16 protein-coding genes and 1 pseudogene are annotated in these 13,887 nt (G+C 69.0%); 9 read left to right on the top strand and 8 right to left on the bottom strand.

Annotated elements, in window-relative coordinates; genetic code table 11:
- Nucleotides 1-18: 18 nt before the first annotated feature.
- The 3 genes from AB0O24_RS04240 to AB0O24_RS04230 are packed head-to-tail and all read right to left on the bottom strand — an operon-like array spanning nucleotide 19 to nucleotide 2,211.
- A complete protein-coding gene (locus AB0O24_RS04240) occupies nucleotides 19-753 on the bottom strand; it encodes an MBL fold metallo-hydrolase (RefSeq protein WP_363372783.1) in 735 nt (244 codons plus the stop codon).
- A 28-nt stretch (nucleotides 754-781) separates the two neighbouring features.
- A complete protein-coding gene (locus AB0O24_RS04235; protein WP_363372780.1) occupies nucleotides 782-1,609 on the bottom strand; it encodes a shikimate 5-dehydrogenase in 828 nt (275 codons plus the stop codon).
- Nucleotides 1,606-2,211, bottom strand: a complete 606-nt coding sequence (locus AB0O24_RS04230; protein ID WP_363372777.1) for a VOC family protein — start codon at nucleotides 2,209-2,211, stop codon at nucleotides 1,606-1,608. The genes AB0O24_RS04235 and AB0O24_RS04230 overlap by 4 nt, the downstream gene beginning before the upstream one ends.
- A gap of 125 nt (nucleotides 2,212-2,336) precedes the next feature.
- Between AB0O24_RS04230 and AB0O24_RS04225 the strand changes: the two genes are divergently transcribed.
- A complete protein-coding gene (locus AB0O24_RS04225) occupies nucleotides 2,337-3,389 on the top strand; it encodes a LacI family DNA-binding transcriptional regulator (RefSeq protein ID WP_275801871.1) in 1,053 nt (350 codons plus the stop codon).
- A 25-nt stretch (nucleotides 3,390-3,414) separates the two neighbouring features.
- Here the strand turns inward: AB0O24_RS04225 and pdxH are convergent, their stop codons facing one another.
- On the bottom strand, nucleotides 3,415-4,056 hold the full coding sequence (gene pdxH / locus AB0O24_RS04220) for a pyridoxamine 5'-phosphate oxidase (RefSeq protein ID WP_363372775.1): 642 nt from the start codon (nucleotides 4,054-4,056) through the stop codon (nucleotides 3,415-3,417).
- Between the two features lie 127 nt (nucleotides 4,057-4,183).
- Here pdxH and AB0O24_RS04215 point away from each other — a divergent pair, with 127 nt between their 5' ends.
- The 6 genes from AB0O24_RS04215 to AB0O24_RS04190 are packed head-to-tail and all read left to right on the top strand — an operon-like array spanning nucleotide 4,184 to nucleotide 9,268.
- A complete protein-coding gene (locus AB0O24_RS04215) occupies nucleotides 4,184-5,215 on the top strand; it encodes an ABC transporter substrate-binding protein (RefSeq protein ID WP_363372773.1) in 1,032 nt (343 codons plus the stop codon).
- Nucleotides 5,212-5,985, top strand: a complete 774-nt coding sequence (locus AB0O24_RS04210) for a glutamine amidotransferase (RefSeq protein ID WP_275801868.1) — start codon at nucleotides 5,212-5,214, stop codon at nucleotides 5,983-5,985. The genes AB0O24_RS04215 and AB0O24_RS04210 overlap by 4 nt, the downstream gene beginning before the upstream one ends.
- Nucleotides 5,982-6,656: a M24 family metallopeptidase gene (locus AB0O24_RS04205; protein ID WP_275801867.1), complete on the top strand. Its 675-nt coding sequence runs from the start codon at nucleotides 5,982-5,984 to the stop codon at nucleotides 6,654-6,656. The genes AB0O24_RS04210 and AB0O24_RS04205 overlap by 4 nt, the downstream gene beginning before the upstream one ends.
- Entirely contained in the window at nucleotides 6,653-7,438 is a 786-nt protein-coding gene (locus AB0O24_RS04200; RefSeq protein WP_275801865.1) for an ABC transporter ATP-binding protein, read from the top strand. The genes AB0O24_RS04205 and AB0O24_RS04200 overlap by 4 nt, the downstream gene beginning before the upstream one ends.
- Nucleotides 7,435-8,262, top strand: a complete 828-nt coding sequence (locus tag AB0O24_RS04195) for an ABC transporter permease (RefSeq protein WP_275801864.1) — start codon at nucleotides 7,435-7,437, stop codon at nucleotides 8,260-8,262. Before AB0O24_RS04200 ends, AB0O24_RS04195 begins: the two co-directional genes overlap by 4 nt.
- Nucleotides 8,263-8,272: 10 nt before the next feature.
- On the top strand, nucleotides 8,273-9,268 hold the full coding sequence (locus AB0O24_RS04190; RefSeq protein ID WP_275801863.1) for a LacI family DNA-binding transcriptional regulator: 996 nt from the start codon (nucleotides 8,273-8,275) through the stop codon (nucleotides 9,266-9,268).
- Between the two features lie 17 nt (nucleotides 9,269-9,285).
- On the opposite strand, the gene AB0O24_RS04185 is transcribed toward AB0O24_RS04190, so the two are convergent.
- Complete coding sequence (locus AB0O24_RS04185) at nucleotides 9,286-10,374, bottom strand: M20/M25/M40 family metallo-hydrolase (RefSeq protein ID WP_363372767.1); 1,089 nt, start codon at nucleotides 10,372-10,374, stop codon at nucleotides 9,286-9,288.
- Complete coding sequence (locus AB0O24_RS04180; protein ID WP_275801861.1) at nucleotides 10,371-11,201, bottom strand: nitrilase family protein; 831 nt, start codon at nucleotides 11,199-11,201, stop codon at nucleotides 10,371-10,373. Before AB0O24_RS04180 ends, AB0O24_RS04185 begins: the two co-directional genes overlap by 4 nt.
- A gap of 253 nt (nucleotides 11,202-11,454) precedes the next feature.
- Here AB0O24_RS04180 and AB0O24_RS04175 point away from each other — a divergent pair, with 253 nt between their 5' ends.
- A complete protein-coding gene (locus AB0O24_RS04175) occupies nucleotides 11,455-12,531 on the top strand; it encodes an alkene reductase (RefSeq protein WP_363372765.1) in 1,077 nt (358 codons plus the stop codon).
- A gap of 116 nt (nucleotides 12,532-12,647) precedes the next feature.
- On the opposite strand, the gene AB0O24_RS04170 is transcribed toward AB0O24_RS04175, so the two are convergent.
- Complete coding sequence (locus AB0O24_RS04170) at nucleotides 12,648-12,971, bottom strand: DUF1778 domain-containing protein (protein WP_363372762.1); 324 nt, start codon at nucleotides 12,969-12,971, stop codon at nucleotides 12,648-12,650.
- Nucleotides 12,972-13,015: 44 nt separating this feature from the next.
- Nucleotides 13,016-13,519 carry a GNAT family N-acetyltransferase gene (locus AB0O24_RS04165; protein WP_363372760.1) on the bottom strand — a complete coding sequence of 168 codons (504 nt, stop codon included), beginning with the start codon at nucleotides 13,517-13,519 and terminating at the stop codon, nucleotides 13,016-13,018.
- A gap of 152 nt (nucleotides 13,520-13,671) precedes the next feature.
- On the opposite strand from AB0O24_RS04165, the pseudogene AB0O24_RS04160 reads away from it, so the two are divergent.
- Nucleotides 13,672-13,887 (top strand): annotated as a pseudogene (locus tag AB0O24_RS04160) (alkene reductase); the annotation flags it as partial.

Below are 13,887 nucleotides of genomic sequence, written 5' to 3'. Positions count from 1 at the left end.
CCTGGACAACGGCGAGGCTTACGCCCCGAGGATCTCGCGCAACAGCTCGTACTCGGCATCCATCCCCGCGTTCGTCCGCCGCGGGTCGTCCGACCGGCCGGTCCGGCGGACGTCGGCGAGATACCGCCGGTCGGCGTCGAGGCGGGCACGCGCGTCGGTGCCGACGTTCCCGTGCCCCGGGATCACGACGCGCGCCGCGTCGGCGTACGGCTCGAGCAGATCGAGCGCGCGCTCGTACGCGGCGACGTCGTGCGGCCAGAAGGGCAGCGGAAGCTCGACGTCGCTGAGCATGTCACCCGCGACCAGCACGCGCGGCTCGGGGAGCCACACCGCCGTGTGCCCGGGGGCGTGTCCGTCGTGCACGATGAGCTCGACGTCGAACGCCGGGGTGCCGGCATCCACTCTCCCCATGAGGTCGATGAGGTCGGGGGTGAACTCCGGCCCGAGCGCCGCGACGAGGTCGTCGCGCTCGGTGCGGGCGAGCTTGGCGGTGCGGGACGATGCCAAGCGCGGCACGTTGCCCAATCCCGGATGCCACAGCACATGGTCGTGATGAGCGTGGGTCGCGAAGCCCTCGGCGACGGTGATCTCGCGATCGCGCAGTTCGTCGGCGAGCGCGGCGAGCTCGTCGGGCAGCCACGCGGGGTCGATGAGCAGGGCGCGTCCGGATGCCACGACCACCGTCGTGTTCGTCTGCATGACCCGGCTCGTGCGGACCAGCACGCCGGGCGCGACCTCGCGGAGGGTGGTCATGCGGTGAGCCTATGAGGGTGAAGCCCCCTCACACCTCCCGTGAGTACCGCGATGCCCGCGCGATCTGATCGGACGTCGGGGTGACGCCCGTGTAGGCGACGAACTGTCGGGCTGCCTGCAGGGCGATCACGGCGTCGCCTCCGACCACCGTCGCGCCGGCTTCGCGTGCTGCCGAGAGCAGCGGAGTTTCCGCCGGGAAGGCGACCACGTCCATGACCGCCGGTGCCACCTGGATGTGCTCGAGCGGGAAGGACAGGTCGTTCGCCTGCGGCCCTCGCATGCCGATGGGCGTGGCGTTGATGAGGGTCGCCCCGGTCGGGGCGAGGAGTTCGGATGCCGCGGTGAAGCCGTACTGATCGGCGAGCGCCGTGCCGGTGACGGTGTTCCGTGAGAGGACGGTCACGTCGGTCGCCCCGCGAGCGTGGAGGACGGCAGCGATGGCCTTGGCCATGCCGCCGGACCCGTGCAGGATCACCGGGCGCGCGAGGTCGATCCCCCGCTCCCCGATGAGCTCGTCGAGGGCGAGGTAGTCGGTGTTGGAGGCGGTGAGCACCCCGTCGTCGTTGACGATCGTGTTGACGCTCCCGATCGCCGCCGCCGACGGCTCGAGCGCGTCGACCAGGGGGATGACGGATTCTTTGTGGGGCATCGAGACGGAGCAGCCGCGGATGCCGAGTGCGCGAACACCCGCGATGGCGCCGACGATGTCGGTCGTGCGGAACGACTTGTAGAGGAAGTTCAGGCCGAGTTCCGCGTAGAGGTAGTTGTGGAAGCGGGTGCCGATGCTCGTGGGACGGGCCGCGACGGAGATGCAGACCGTGGTGTCGACATCGATGCGGTGGGCTATGCGGTTCATCGGGCCGGCGGAGTCCACACCCGCGCCTCGGCGGTCTCGTCGTACCAGTGCCCGTTCGGGATCGACTGCAGCTCGAACAGGGTTCCCCACGGCGCGCGGACGTAGACGCTCGCGTTGCCCTCCGTGTCTTCGTGCGAAGAGTTCTCGTGCGGCTCCGAGAGGGCCTCGCCGCCGGCCGCGATCGCCCTCTTCAAGGCGCTGTCGATGTCGTCGACGTACACGGACACGTGGTTCAGGCCGAGGTCGCTCAGCTTCGCCGGGGGCCGCGGGGCGGAGTCCACGATCTCGAACACCTCGAGTCCCGGACCGACACCGATCTGCACCATGCGCTGACGAACGATCTTCGCTCCCGACGGCAGACCGAGTTGCCGCTCGGTGTCCGGCCCTTCACGAGGGGGATCGGACGGAGTGAGTCCCTCGTAGGCGACCCTGCCGTCGAACGCCGCCCGCAGAAAGATCGTGGCCGCCTCCACATCCGGCACCGTGATGCCGATGTGGTTGATTCCGCGTGGCAGCGGGCCGTAGCCGTCACGCTCGGGCGCGAGCGGCAGCTCCGGGCTCGCATCCTCGGTCCGTCGAAGGGACGTCGTGTCCTTGGTCATCGGTCTCTCCTCGTCATGGATCGGGCGCATCGCTTCCCATCCTCGAGCCGCTCGCGGGAGCGGACGCCGGAAGGCGGGGTCCTCCGACGGAATCCAGAAGTCAAACGATTTACTACCCTGGACAGGTGTCTCGCTCGCACATCACGATGGCGCGGCTCGCCGCCGAGGCGGGTGTGTCCGTCTCAACGGTTTCGAACGCCTACAACCGCCCCGAGAAGTTGTCTGCTGCGGTGCGGGAGCGAGTGCTGGCGCTCGCCGATGAGCTCGGCTACCCCGGCCCCGACCCGCTCGCGCGGAGCCTGCGCCGCCAGCGCACGGGCGGGATCGGCGTCGTGTTCACCGACGACCTTCCGTTCGTCTTCACCGACCCGGCCTCTGCGGGCTTCCTCGCGGGAGTCGCCGAAACCCTGTCCGAGACCGGCAGCCATCTCGTCCTCCTCCCCGCCGGCACGCCCGAGAAGCGACAGCGAGCACCGATCGATCACGCTGCGGTCGACGGGATCGTGTTCCACTCCCTCCCGCTCGGCGAGCGCACGCTCGGTCTTCTCCAGCGGCGGGGCACGCCGGCGGTGCTGGTCGATCAACCCGGCCCCGTTTCGTCGGTCCCCTGGATCGGGCTCGACGAGAGTGCGGCCATGCGCCTGATCGGCTCTCACCTGGCCGAGCTCGGCCACGTCCACGTGGGTTTCATCACGTCTCGGCTCGGCACCGCGCCTCACAACGGTCCGGCATCGCCGGATCGCGTCCTCCGCTCGCGGTTCACGATCCCCCGCGATCGCATTCGGGGCCTCGAACAGGGGCTCGGGCGTCCTGTCACCGTCGAGGAGAGATGGGAGACGACGAGCGCCTCCGGAGCAGACGCCGCCGCCGAGCTTCTCCGCCGCGACCCGCGCATGACGGCCATCGCGTGCATCGCCGACACCTACGCGCTCGGCGCCCTCGAGTGGGCGAAGCGGCACCACATCCAAGTTCCGCGCCACCTCTCGATCACCGGCTTCGACGACGTCGCCGGCGCACACACCGCCGGACTCACGACGATCCGGCAACCTTTCACCCTCAAGGGGCGAACCGCCGCCCACGTCCTGCTCCGCATGCTCGACGGCGACGACCCGCCGCTGGCCCACTACCTCGACACCACGCTCGTTCGTCGGTCGTCGAGCGGACCGCGACTCATCTGACGAGCGGCCGCGGCCGCCCGGCTCGCTACGGCTGCCGCCGCATCCCCGCCCAGCCGTCGCCCTCGCGCTGGAACACGATCCGGTCGTGCAGTCGCGACGGGCGGCCCTGCCAGAACTCGAACTCCGTGGCATCCACCCGGTATCCGCCCCAGTGCGGCGGCCTCGGCACCGGCTGGTCGTCGGGGAAGCGCGCGGTGACCTCGGCCATCTGCTCCTCGAGGGCGGCTCGGGATGCCACGGCCTCCGACTGGTGGCTCGCCCACGCCGACAGCTGCGAACCGCGCGGACGCGAGGCGAAGTACGCATCGTCGCGCTCGGGCGGAAGCGGCGTCGCGGTGCCCAGCACGATCACCTGCCGCTGCAGCGCGTACCAGGGGAACAGGATCGAGACGCGCGGATTCTCCGCGAGCGCGCGGCCCTTGCGCGAGAGACGGTTGGTGAAGAACCACAGGGCGCCGTCGTCGTCGATCCCGCGCAGCAGCACGGTGCGCGAGGTCGGCGAGCCCGTGGCATCCACCGTCGAGACGACCATCGCGTTCGGCTCGGGCAGGTCGGCCGCGTCGGTCAGCCACCGCTGGAGAAGAGCGAGAGGGGATGCCGCGAGCGCGGCGTCGTCGAGCTCGTCGAGCGTGTAGTCGAGCCGGTGGGCGAGGGGGTTCTCGGTCATCGCGCGGGTCTCCGGTCGGTCGACAGTCGCCTCATCTTTAACGGGACGGTAACACGAGGGCTATACAGATCGCGATGACGTGCGGATACTTTGGTAATCGATTACCCGACTCCCGAAGGACACCACCATGAGCACAGCAGCACGTCACGTCCGTCGCGTCGTCGCCGCCGCCTGCGGCACCGCGATCGCCCTCAGCCTCGCCGCCTGCGCCGGCGAAAGCGCCGCCGAGCAATCGAGCGACGGCTCACTGACGACCGTCCGTTTCGTCCAGGAGTGGCCGGTCGCCGACGGCTTCTGGATCCCCTGGCTCGTCGCGAAGGAGAAGGGCTTCTACAAAGATGCCGGCCTCGATGTCGACATCATCACGCCGCCGAACACGTCGGCCACGATGCAGTACCTCGGCACCCAGCAGGCCGATCTGGCCTTCACGACCAGCGTCGACATCGTCACGGCACGTTCGCAGGGGGTGCCGGTGGTCGGCATCGGCACCTACGGCAAGAACAACAACTGGGGTCTCATGACGACCTCGGGTGAGCCGATCGCCCCGAGCGACCTGCCGGGCAAGCTCATCGGGACGTACAACGACGCGTGGTCGAACGCGCAGCTGTCGATCATGCTCGGCTCCGTGGGCAAGACGATCAACGACGTCACCCTCGTCACGGCCGATTCGAGCACCGTGCCGCTGCTGGTGGACGGCAAAGTCGATGCCATCACCGGCATCACCAACGCCGAGGGCAGCGAGCTGCAGTCGCTAGGCAAGGACTACTCCATCTCGTACTCCCGCGACTACGGCGCTCCCGACGCTCCCGTGCTCATGCTGGCTGGCAACTCGCAGTGGCTGCAGTCGCACCCCGACCAGGCGTCGGCATTCATGACGGCCACGATCGAGGGCCTCAACTGGGCTCGTCAGAACCCCGACGAAGCCGTCGACATCTTCATGACGGCATACCCCGACGCGCAGACGAAGGAGTTCACCACCCTGCAGTGGCAGGCGACGTCGGCGCTGTTCGGCGACGAGGGCACCGATGTCACGGCCGACGATCTCGCCCAGTCGGCCGACACCTGGCAGTCGCTGGTCGACGTCGCCGTGAAGTACGGGCTGATCGACAAGGCCATCCCGGTCTCCGACCTCTACACGAACGCGGGGCTCGGCCAGTGAGCCGCGGAAGGATTCTGCTGGCCGGCGAGTCGTGGAGCACGACGTCCGTCCACACCAAGGGATTCGACACGTTCCACACCTCGGCCTACGAAGAGGGTGCCTGGCCGTTCATTCACGCCCTCGAGGCGGGCGGATGGACGGTGGAGTTCCAGCCCAACCACGTCGCCGCCGAGAAGTTCCCGTACACCGAGGAAGAGCTCGCTCCGTACGACCTGGTGGTGCTGAGCGACATCGGCGCCAACACCCTGCTCCTGACCAACGCGGTGTTCACCGGCGGCCGGCCGGCTCCCGCCAACCGCCTCACCTCGCTGGCCGCGTGGGTCGCGCGCGGAGGGTCCTTGCTCATGGTCGGTGGATATCTGTCGTTCCAGGGCATCGAGGCCAAGGCGAACTACCGCGCGACCGCGCTGGCCGAGGTCCTCCCGGTCGTGATGGAGGTGGGCGACGACCGCGAAGAGACTCCCGAGGCGATCACCCCGCTCTCCGACGGCGACCACGCCGTGACGCGCGGCCTGGGGGGCGAATGGCCGGGCATCCTGGGGTTCCAGCGGCTCGTTCCCGCGGCCGGGGCCGAGGTCGTTGCCACCGTCGGCGAGCACCCGCTCGTCGTGGTGGGGCACCACGGAGCGGGGCGCGTCGGGGCGGTCGCCACCGACATGGGACCGCACTGGTTGACGACGGCTTTCGTCGAATGGCCGGGGTACGCGGTGCTGTGGAACCAGCTCGCCGCCTGGCTCACCGACGAGGATGCCGCGGAGCAGACCTCATGACGTCGCCGCGCACGGTGTCGGACGAACCGCCCGAAGGCTTGGTGCGGGCACAGCGCCTGGCCATCCAGGTTGCGGAGGAGTTCGCGCGCGAGGTCGAACCCGGCGCCTCCGAGCGCGAGGTGCGCGATCGGGTCGACCGGCGGGTCATCGAGCTGGGTGGAGTCGGCACATGGACACCGACGGTGGTCGGTTTCGGCGTCGGCACCCTCAGCTGCTTCCCCACCGACGTGCCGTCGGAGCGACCGCTGTGGAACATCGACCTGGGCACGATCGACGTCCACCCCGTCACACCCGACGGATGGTGGGGCGACTGCACCCGCACACTCATCCGGGGTGACAACGTCCCGCAGCGGCGCGCCCTCGAGACGGTGGAGCGGATCCACGCCTCCGTCCTGGCTGCCGCCCGTCCCGGAATGCGCGCGTGCGACTGGTTCGCGCATTTCCACGCGCTGTTGGCCGAGACCGATCTCCTGCTGCTCGACCGGCTGCAGAACATCGGCCACTCGCTCTCGCACGACTCGTCGTACGACGACGGCTACATCGACGCCTACAACGAGACGGTGATGACGGGCGCGTGGGCCGTCGAGCCCTTCATCGGGAATCACCTCTACGGGGTGAAGCGGGAGGATGTCGTGTGGTTCGGCCCGACGAGGGTGACGGTGATCTCATGAGCGAAGCGAAGATCGTCCTCCGCGACGTGGCGCAGCGCTTCGGTTCCACCGAGGCGCTCGCCCCGACCGATCTCACCGTCGCCCCGGGGGAGTTCGTCTCGGTCATCGGGCCGAGCGGATGCGGAAAGTCGACGCTGTTCAACATCGTCTCGGGCATCCTCCGACCCACGCGGGGGTCGGTGAGCATCGACGGTCGCGACACCACCGGGCGGCCCGGGCAGGTGGGCTACATGCTGCAGAAGGATCTGCTGGTCCCGTCGCTGAGCGCCCTCGAGAACATCACTCTGGGAGCCCGTCTCACCGGCCGCGTGACGCGCGAGACGAAGCAACGGGCGGCCGAGATGGCGACGCACTACGGTCTCGGCGACTTCCTCGACCACTTCCCCCACGCGATGAGCGGAGGGATGCGGCAACGCGTGGCGCTGATGCGCACCCTCGCCTTCGCGAAAGACGTGATGCTGCTCGATGAGCCGTTCGGCGCGCTCGACAGCCAGACCCGCCTCGACATGCAGCAGTGGCTCCTGCGCGTGTGGACGGAAACCGGCTCGACGGTCCTCTTCATCACGCACGACATCGACGAGGCGATCTTCCTCGCCGATCGCGTGGTGGTGATGTCGCCGCGCCCGGGGCGGATCAGCGAGATCCTCACGGTCGATCTCCCCCGCCCGCGCGACGTCGACGTGTTGACGACCGAGCGGTTCACGGCGCTGAAGAAGCGGGCGGTCGACCTCATCTACGGGCGCGCCTCCGGCACCCTCGACGAAAGGCGGTCTCCCGCATGAGCATCGATGCCCTCTCTCCCGCCGGGCCGCGCCGATGGGTGACCCTGGTCACTCCCCTCGTGTCGGTCGTGGCCCTCATCGCGGTCTGGGCGCTCGCGGTCCAGGTCTTCGCGATCCCGCAGTATGTCCTGCCCTCACCGTGGGCCGCCTTCGCCGCGATCGCGGAGGACAGGGATGCCATCAGCCGAGGCATCGTCGCGACCGGCCAGGTGTTCGCCCTGGGCTTCGTCATCGGCGCGGTGCTGGGTTTCGCGCTGGCCCTGGTCATGGCGGCGTCACCGCTGCTGTTCCGGCTGCTGTACCCGATCATGATCGTGAGCCAGGCGATCCCCGTCGTGGCGATCGGTGCGGCCCTGGTGATCTGGCTGGGCTTCGGACTCGCACCCAAGCTCGTCGTCGTGGCGATGATCGTCTTCTTCCCGGTGCTCGTGAACGTGCTCGACGGACTGCGCTCCGTGGATCCCGACACGAAGAACCTCGCTCGGGCGATGGGGGCGTCGCCCTGGCGCACCTTCGTCGTCATCACGCTGCCCGCGACCTACACGCCGCTGTTCTCGGCCTTGAAGATGTCGGCCACCTTCTCGGTGACCGGCGCGATTCTGGCGGAGTCGTTGGCATCCACGACCGGAGGCCTCGGCGTGTATCTCTCGACCATGCAGGGTCGCTTCAACACCCCGGGCGTCTACGCGGCCATCATCGTTCTCGCCTCGATCGGGCTGCTCGCGTTCCTGCTGATCTCGCTGTGGGAGTCGGCGAGCACGCCCTGGCGCCGGACGAGCATCGTGCCTCGGCGACGCCGCATGTCGACGCGTGCGCGGTCATAGGCTGGGGGGCATGACGCGGCGTCCGACGGTACGAGACGTAGCCGACGCCGCGGGTGTCTCGGTCGCCACGGTGTCCCGCGCTCTGTCGGGGGCACGGGCCGTCAAACCCGAGCACCGCGAGCGCGTGGCGGCGGTCGCGGCTCAGCTGGGCTACCGTCCGCACTCGGTCGCACGCGCCCTGCGCCGGGCACGCACGGGCGTGGTCGGGATGGTCGTGCCGCGCATCGACAATCCCTTCTTCCCCCAGGTCGTCAGCGGCGTCGAGAGGGCCCTGCAGGCGCACGCACTCGCCCTGTTCCTGTGCAGCTCCGACGACGACGTCGACACCGAGAGCAGCCGCCTCGACGTTCTGATCGAGCGCCAGGTCGATGGCATCCTCGTCGTCCCGTGCTCGCAGACGGCGTCGGCCCCCGCGCTCGAGGCCGCGCGCGAGGCGGTGCCCCTGGTCCAGATCGATCAACGTGTGCCGACCGTGGCGGCCCCGTTCGTCGGTATCGACGACTCCACGGGGATCGATGCGGTGATCCGCCACCTGACCGCGAGCGGCCGTCGGCGTCTCGCGTTCGTCGGTGCCGACCCGACGAACTGGTCGGGTGGACGCCGCCTCGAGGGTTTCACGACGTGGGCTCAGGCGCACGACGCCTCCGCCACACGCCGAGTCGCCGATGGCGACTTCAGCCGCGAATCGGGCCGGGCGGCAGCGTTCGAACTGCTGTCGCGCGACGGTGAGATCGACGCGCTGGTGTGCGCCAACGATCTCATCGCTCTCGGTGCCCTCGACGCGGCATCGGACCTCGGCCGAACGGTGCCCGGCGACCTCGCGATCACCGGCTTCGACGACATCTCGATCGCCACGGCGTGCCGGCCGACTCTGACCACCGTGCGACAGCCTGTTGCCGAGATCGTCTCCACGTCGGTCGCCACGCTTCTCGCCCTCATCAACGATCAGCCGGCACCCGACGAGACCCTCCTCCCGGTCGAGTTGATCGTCCGCGGCAGCGCCTGACCCTTCAGCCGAAGTGCTCAGCCCCACCGCGCGGCGATGAGGGCGTGGTACACCTCGACCGCCTCCTCGAGCCGTCGCACCGACACGGACTCGTCGGTGGTGTGGGGTTGATCGGCATCGCCCGGCCCGATGATGTATGAGCGCGATCGGGTCGGGTCCAGCACGGCCGCGTCGGTGAAGTAGCTCACGCCACCGGCGTCGGAGGGTTCTCCGCGTACGGATGCCACGATGTCGAGCACCTTCCGCGACACCGCCGAGTCGGGCTCGCTCCACACCGAAGGCACATCGAGGGCGCGGGTGACGCTGCCGTGGTCGGCCAGGAGCGCGACGATCTCTTCGGCGCCGGCGCCGGGAACGGCGCGCACGTCCACGGTCATGGTCGCGGCGTCGGGCACGAGATTGGTCTGGGTGCCCCCGGCGATCGTGCCGACGTTGGTCGTCCGCGTGCCGAGGTGCGGATGCCGCGCGCCCCGCGGCGCGTCCCGCAGAGCATGCACGGCGTCGGCGAGGGCATCGATGGCGTTCATCCCGAGTTCCGGGCGCGACCCGTGCGCAGCTCGTCCTCGCGTGTCGAGTCGCAGCCAGCTCGCGCCCTTGTGGCCGAAGCGCACCTCGTTTCCGGTGGATTCCCCCACGACGAGGATGCCGTTCTCCGGCAGTGGGACGTGCGCGGCCACGGCGGCGGCGCCGTGGCATCCGGTCTCTTCAGCCGATGTGAAGACGAGCCGGAAAGGCGCGGATCCCTCGCGAGCTGCGCGAGCCGCGGCGACGGTCATCGCCGCCACCCCGCCTTTCATGTCACTGGCGCCCCGCCCGAAGAGCCGGTCGCCGTCGACCTCTCCCCCGAACGGGCTCCTGGCCCACGGAGCCGCTCCCGTCGGAACCGTGTCGAGATGACCGCTGAGGGTCAGGGGTCCTCCTCCGCGCCATGTCGCGACGAGGTTGGAGCGCCCCGGATGCCACGGCACCCACGCGAGGTCGAGTCCCGCGTCGGAGAGGATCGGCGCGAGCACGGACAGGGCAGCGTCCTCGTTGCCGTCGACCGTGTCGAGGCGGATGAGATCTCGCGTCAGCCCGACGACGTCAGGAGTCGAGGACCGGGTCATCGAACGGGATCGAGCCGATAGGCCTCGGGACGCCGGTCGCGCACCGGGTTGTTGAACGCGCCCCACGCGCGACTACGCCGCGTTGCCGCGAGGTCGATGTCGGCGACGAGCAGCGCGGACCCGGTCGCCGGAGCGGGGCCGGCCACGGGCCAACCCGTGTGGCTGACGATGAGGCTCTGGCCGATGAACTCCTGCCCGCGCTCGACCCCGACGCGGTCGGCCGCGGCCACGACGATGCCGTTCGCGTGCGCCGCCCCCATCGTGAGGATGGTGGCCATGCCGGGCTGCCCCTCCGCTTGACCGGGGATGGGCACCCAGTTGGTCGGCACGCACACCAGATCGGCACCCTGGAGCGCGAGCGCGCGATAGCTTTCGGGGAACCATCCGTCGTAGCAGATCATCATGCCCAGCCGACCGAATCGGGTATCGACGATCGGAAAGCCCAGGTCGCCGGGCTCGAAGAAGAGGGCCTCCTCGTCCCAGAGGTGAACTTTGCGATAGACCGTGTGCTGCCCGTCGGGAAGGCAGAGGATCGCCGCGTTGAACAACCGTGAACCCTGCCGTTCGGGGAAGCCCGCGACGACGATCACTCCGAGCTCGGTAGCGAGACTCTTCCAGGCGATCGTGGCGGGGCCTGCACCTGCGACCTCGGCAAGTCCGAACGCTTCGTCGCGCGACGCCATCATGTATCCCGACGAGACCAACTCGGGCAGCACGACGACGTCGGCACCCTTCGCGGCCGCCTCCCGAATGACCGACTCGGTGAGAGCGACGTTCGCGTCGACATCACCGAATGCCGGCTCGACCTGGCCCACTGCTACTCGCATGACAACGCCTCCTGGTAATCGATTACCTATGCTCGCACGTCGGCATGCCGCGTTCGATGGCTCGGCGCGGAATTTACGCACCGGAAACGTGCCGAGACCCGAGGATCCGGAACACCCCCGCCCCCAGGAGGTGGCGAAGGAACGGCGTCAGTGAACACGATGGCGGCTGAGAAGACGTGCATCCGCGGAATGCTCACCGAGCACCCCGAGTTGCACCCGCGTGGCACTGCCCCCTCCACGAAAGGACTCCTCGATGAGCCTCTTCAGCCCCACCACCGTCGGCAGCACCGCGGTCCGCAACCGCGTCTCGCTCGCGCCGATGACCCGCCTCCGCGCAGGAGCCGACGGCGTCCCCGGCCCGATCGTCGCAAAGTACTACGCGCAGCGCGCGGGCATCGGCCTGCTGGTCACCGAGGGTGTCTTCCCGAGCGCCGAGTCGCGGGCGTACCCGGGCCAGCCGGGTATCGTGACCGACGCGCAGGCTGCTGGGTGGGCGAAGGTCGCGGATGCCGTGCACGCCGAGGGCGGCACCGTCTTCATGCAGCTCATGAACGGCGGACGCGTCACGCACCCCGACATCACCGGCACCGACCGTATCGTTGCCCCCTCGGCGATCGCGATCCAGGGCGAGACCCGTCTCGCCGACGGCACCAAGGTCGACTACGCCGTGCCGCACGCGCTCGAGACGTCGGAGCTCGCCACCGTCCGCGACGAGTTCGTCGCCGCCGCCCGCCGCGCCGTGGATGCCGGACTCGACGGCGTCGAGCTCCACAGCGCCAACGGCTACCTGCTGCACGAGTTCCTCTCCCCCGCCTCCAACCAGCGCACCGACGCCTACGGCGGATCACCCGAGGCCCGCGCCCGCTTCGTCATCGAGGTCGCGCGGGCCGTGGCCGCGGAGATCGGCGCGGAGCGCGTCGGCATCCGGATCTCTCCCGCCCACAACATCCAGGATGTTTGGGAGACCGACGACACCGAGACCCGCGCCACCTACGAGGCCCTCGTGACCGGCCTCGCGCCCCTGGGCCTGGCGTACCTGAGCGTGCTGCACGCCGACCCCGCCGGCGAACTGATCCAGGACCTCCGCCGCGCCTTCGGCGGAACCTTCATCGTCAACTCGGGCTTCTCGAAAGTCACCACGCGCGAAGAAGCGGTGTCGGTCGTGGAGGACGACATCGCCGATCTCATCGCCGTCGGCCGCCCCGCGATCGCCAACCCCGACCTCGTCACGCGCTGGGAGCAGGGCGCCGAGGAGAACGAGGTCGACCAGGCCACGGTGTACGGCGGCGGCGAGCGCGGATACACGGATTACCCGGTGCTGCAGGCGTGATGCGAAGCGGGGCCTCGCGCCGATGTCGACGACATCCGCGTGAGGCCCCGCTTTCACGACCGAATGGTGGGCAGCCCGCGGGCTCTCACATCACCCCTGGTCTGGACGATCACCGATCAGCGTGTCGCGAGCGTGTCGTTCGTGGTCTGTGAGGATGCGTCAGAACGGTTGCCGCGCACGCGGCGGACAAGCTCAGCCAACTGGGGCACGACCACGGCTTCTTCATCCAACGCCTTCTCGAGCTGCAGCACGGCATGCGGACTCAAACGCAGGACGTGATCTTCGAGAAGCACAGCACGCGCACGCTCCATCGCGGTTCCCAACACGAAGGCGGAGAGATCCTGCTGCTGTTTGGCGGCAGCCGCCCGCAGCAGCTCGAGCGCTTCCGGCGAGATGCGCATGTTCAGTCGCTCAGAGCGACCCGTCTCTTGGATGTCCACGATAAGCCTTACGGTTTGTACTCACTTGGTATGTACAGCGTGCATCACGTGTTGTCGAAAGTCAACTTCAGTTGCTTCGTCGTCAAGAACAGGTGCAGATCGTCGTCCTCGAAGGCCGTGAAGCCGTACCGGCGATAGAACACGGACGCGTCGTGATCGATCGCGTCGACCACGACGACCTCGAATCCGATGGAACGAGAGACGTCGACAAGCCGTTGTAGAGCATCGAACAAGAGCAGACTCCCGATGCCCTTCCCTTGCACGGCCTCGTGCACGGCGAGACGCGCGATGAGCATCGCGGGAACGGGGTAGCGCCGCCGACCGACGCCGTACACGGACGCGGCGTCGTCGAGGTCCAGTTCGTACGCTTTGGTCGCGTAGTACCCGACAAGCTCGTCATCGTCTGCGAGCGCGAGAAATGTGCGTGTCGTGTCGCTCCGTTCGGACTGCCCGGCGTACCTGTCGATCCATTCGTCGAGATCGGGCTTGCCGCACCGGAATCCATCGCGTCGGATACTGCGCCGAAACGGAACAATCTCTACTGACATCACACCCCCTGTGTTCACGCTCCCGTTGATGCAGTCACCCCGAGGACGCATCGGCGCGGAGCCGAAGAGCCGGCGCGCACGCGTACCGGCCCCGTACACGTTCCTACACGAGAACGTGAGCTGCGGTCGAGGTCCACGCGGCACCGTCGCCTGTCGCCATGGAGATCGGCGCGGAGCGCGTCGGCATCCGGATCTCTCCGGCCCACAACATTCAGGATGTTTGGGAGACCGACGACGCCGAGACCCGCGCGACCTACGAGGCTCTCGTGTCGGGCCTCGCGCCCCTGGGCCTGGCGTACCTGAGCGTGCTGCACGCCGACCCCGCCGGCGAACTGATCCAGGACCTCCGCCGCGCCTTCGGCGGAACC

It is taken from the genome of Microbacterium sp. NPDC086615, assembly GCF_040686055.1.
Lineage (GTDB): Bacteria > Actinomycetota > Actinomycetes > Actinomycetales > Microbacteriaceae > Microbacterium.
This window is presented reverse-complemented; position numbering and strand designations above follow the sequence as displayed.

Excerpts from the sequence above, each read along its gene's own strand:
- AB0O24_RS04215 (WP_363372773.1), top strand. The coding sequence starts at position 4,184 with ATGAGCACAGCAGCACGTCACGTCCGTCGCGTCGTCGCCGCCGCCTGC.
- AB0O24_RS04165 (WP_363372760.1), bottom strand. The coding sequence starts at position 13,519 with ATGTCAGTAGAGATTGTTCCGTTTCGGCGCAGTATCCGACGCGATGGA.
- AB0O24_RS04180 (WP_275801861.1), bottom strand. The coding sequence starts at position 11,201 with ATGCGAGTAGCAGTGGGCCAGGTCGAGCCGGCATTCGGTGATGTCGAC.
- AB0O24_RS04175 (WP_363372765.1), top strand. The coding sequence starts at position 11,455 with ATGAGCCTCTTCAGCCCCACCACCGTCGGCAGCACCGCGGTCCGCAAC.
- AB0O24_RS04190 (WP_275801863.1), top strand. The coding sequence starts at position 8,273 with ATGACGCGGCGTCCGACGGTACGAGACGTAGCCGACGCCGCGGGTGTC.
- AB0O24_RS04230 (WP_363372777.1), bottom strand. The coding sequence starts at position 2,211 with ATGACCAAGGACACGACGTCCCTTCGACGGACCGAGGATGCGAGCCCG.
- AB0O24_RS04200 (WP_275801865.1), top strand. The coding sequence starts at position 6,653 with ATGAGCGAAGCGAAGATCGTCCTCCGCGACGTGGCGCAGCGCTTCGGT.
- AB0O24_RS04195 (WP_275801864.1), top strand. The coding sequence starts at position 7,435 with ATGAGCATCGATGCCCTCTCTCCCGCCGGGCCGCGCCGATGGGTGACC.
- AB0O24_RS04240 (WP_363372783.1), bottom strand. The coding sequence starts at position 753 with ATGACCACCCTCCGCGAGGTCGCGCCCGGCGTGCTGGTCCGCACGAGC.
- AB0O24_RS04205 (WP_275801867.1), top strand. The coding sequence starts at position 5,982 with ATGACGTCGCCGCGCACGGTGTCGGACGAACCGCCCGAAGGCTTGGTG.
- AB0O24_RS04235 (WP_363372780.1), bottom strand. The coding sequence starts at position 1,609 with ATGAACCGCATAGCCCACCGCATCGATGTCGACACCACGGTCTGCATC.
- AB0O24_RS04185 (WP_363372767.1), bottom strand. The coding sequence starts at position 10,374 with ATGACCCGGTCCTCGACTCCTGACGTCGTCGGGCTGACGCGAGATCTC.
- pdxH (WP_363372775.1), bottom strand. The coding sequence starts at position 4,056 with ATGACCGAGAACCCCCTCGCCCACCGGCTCGACTACACGCTCGACGAG.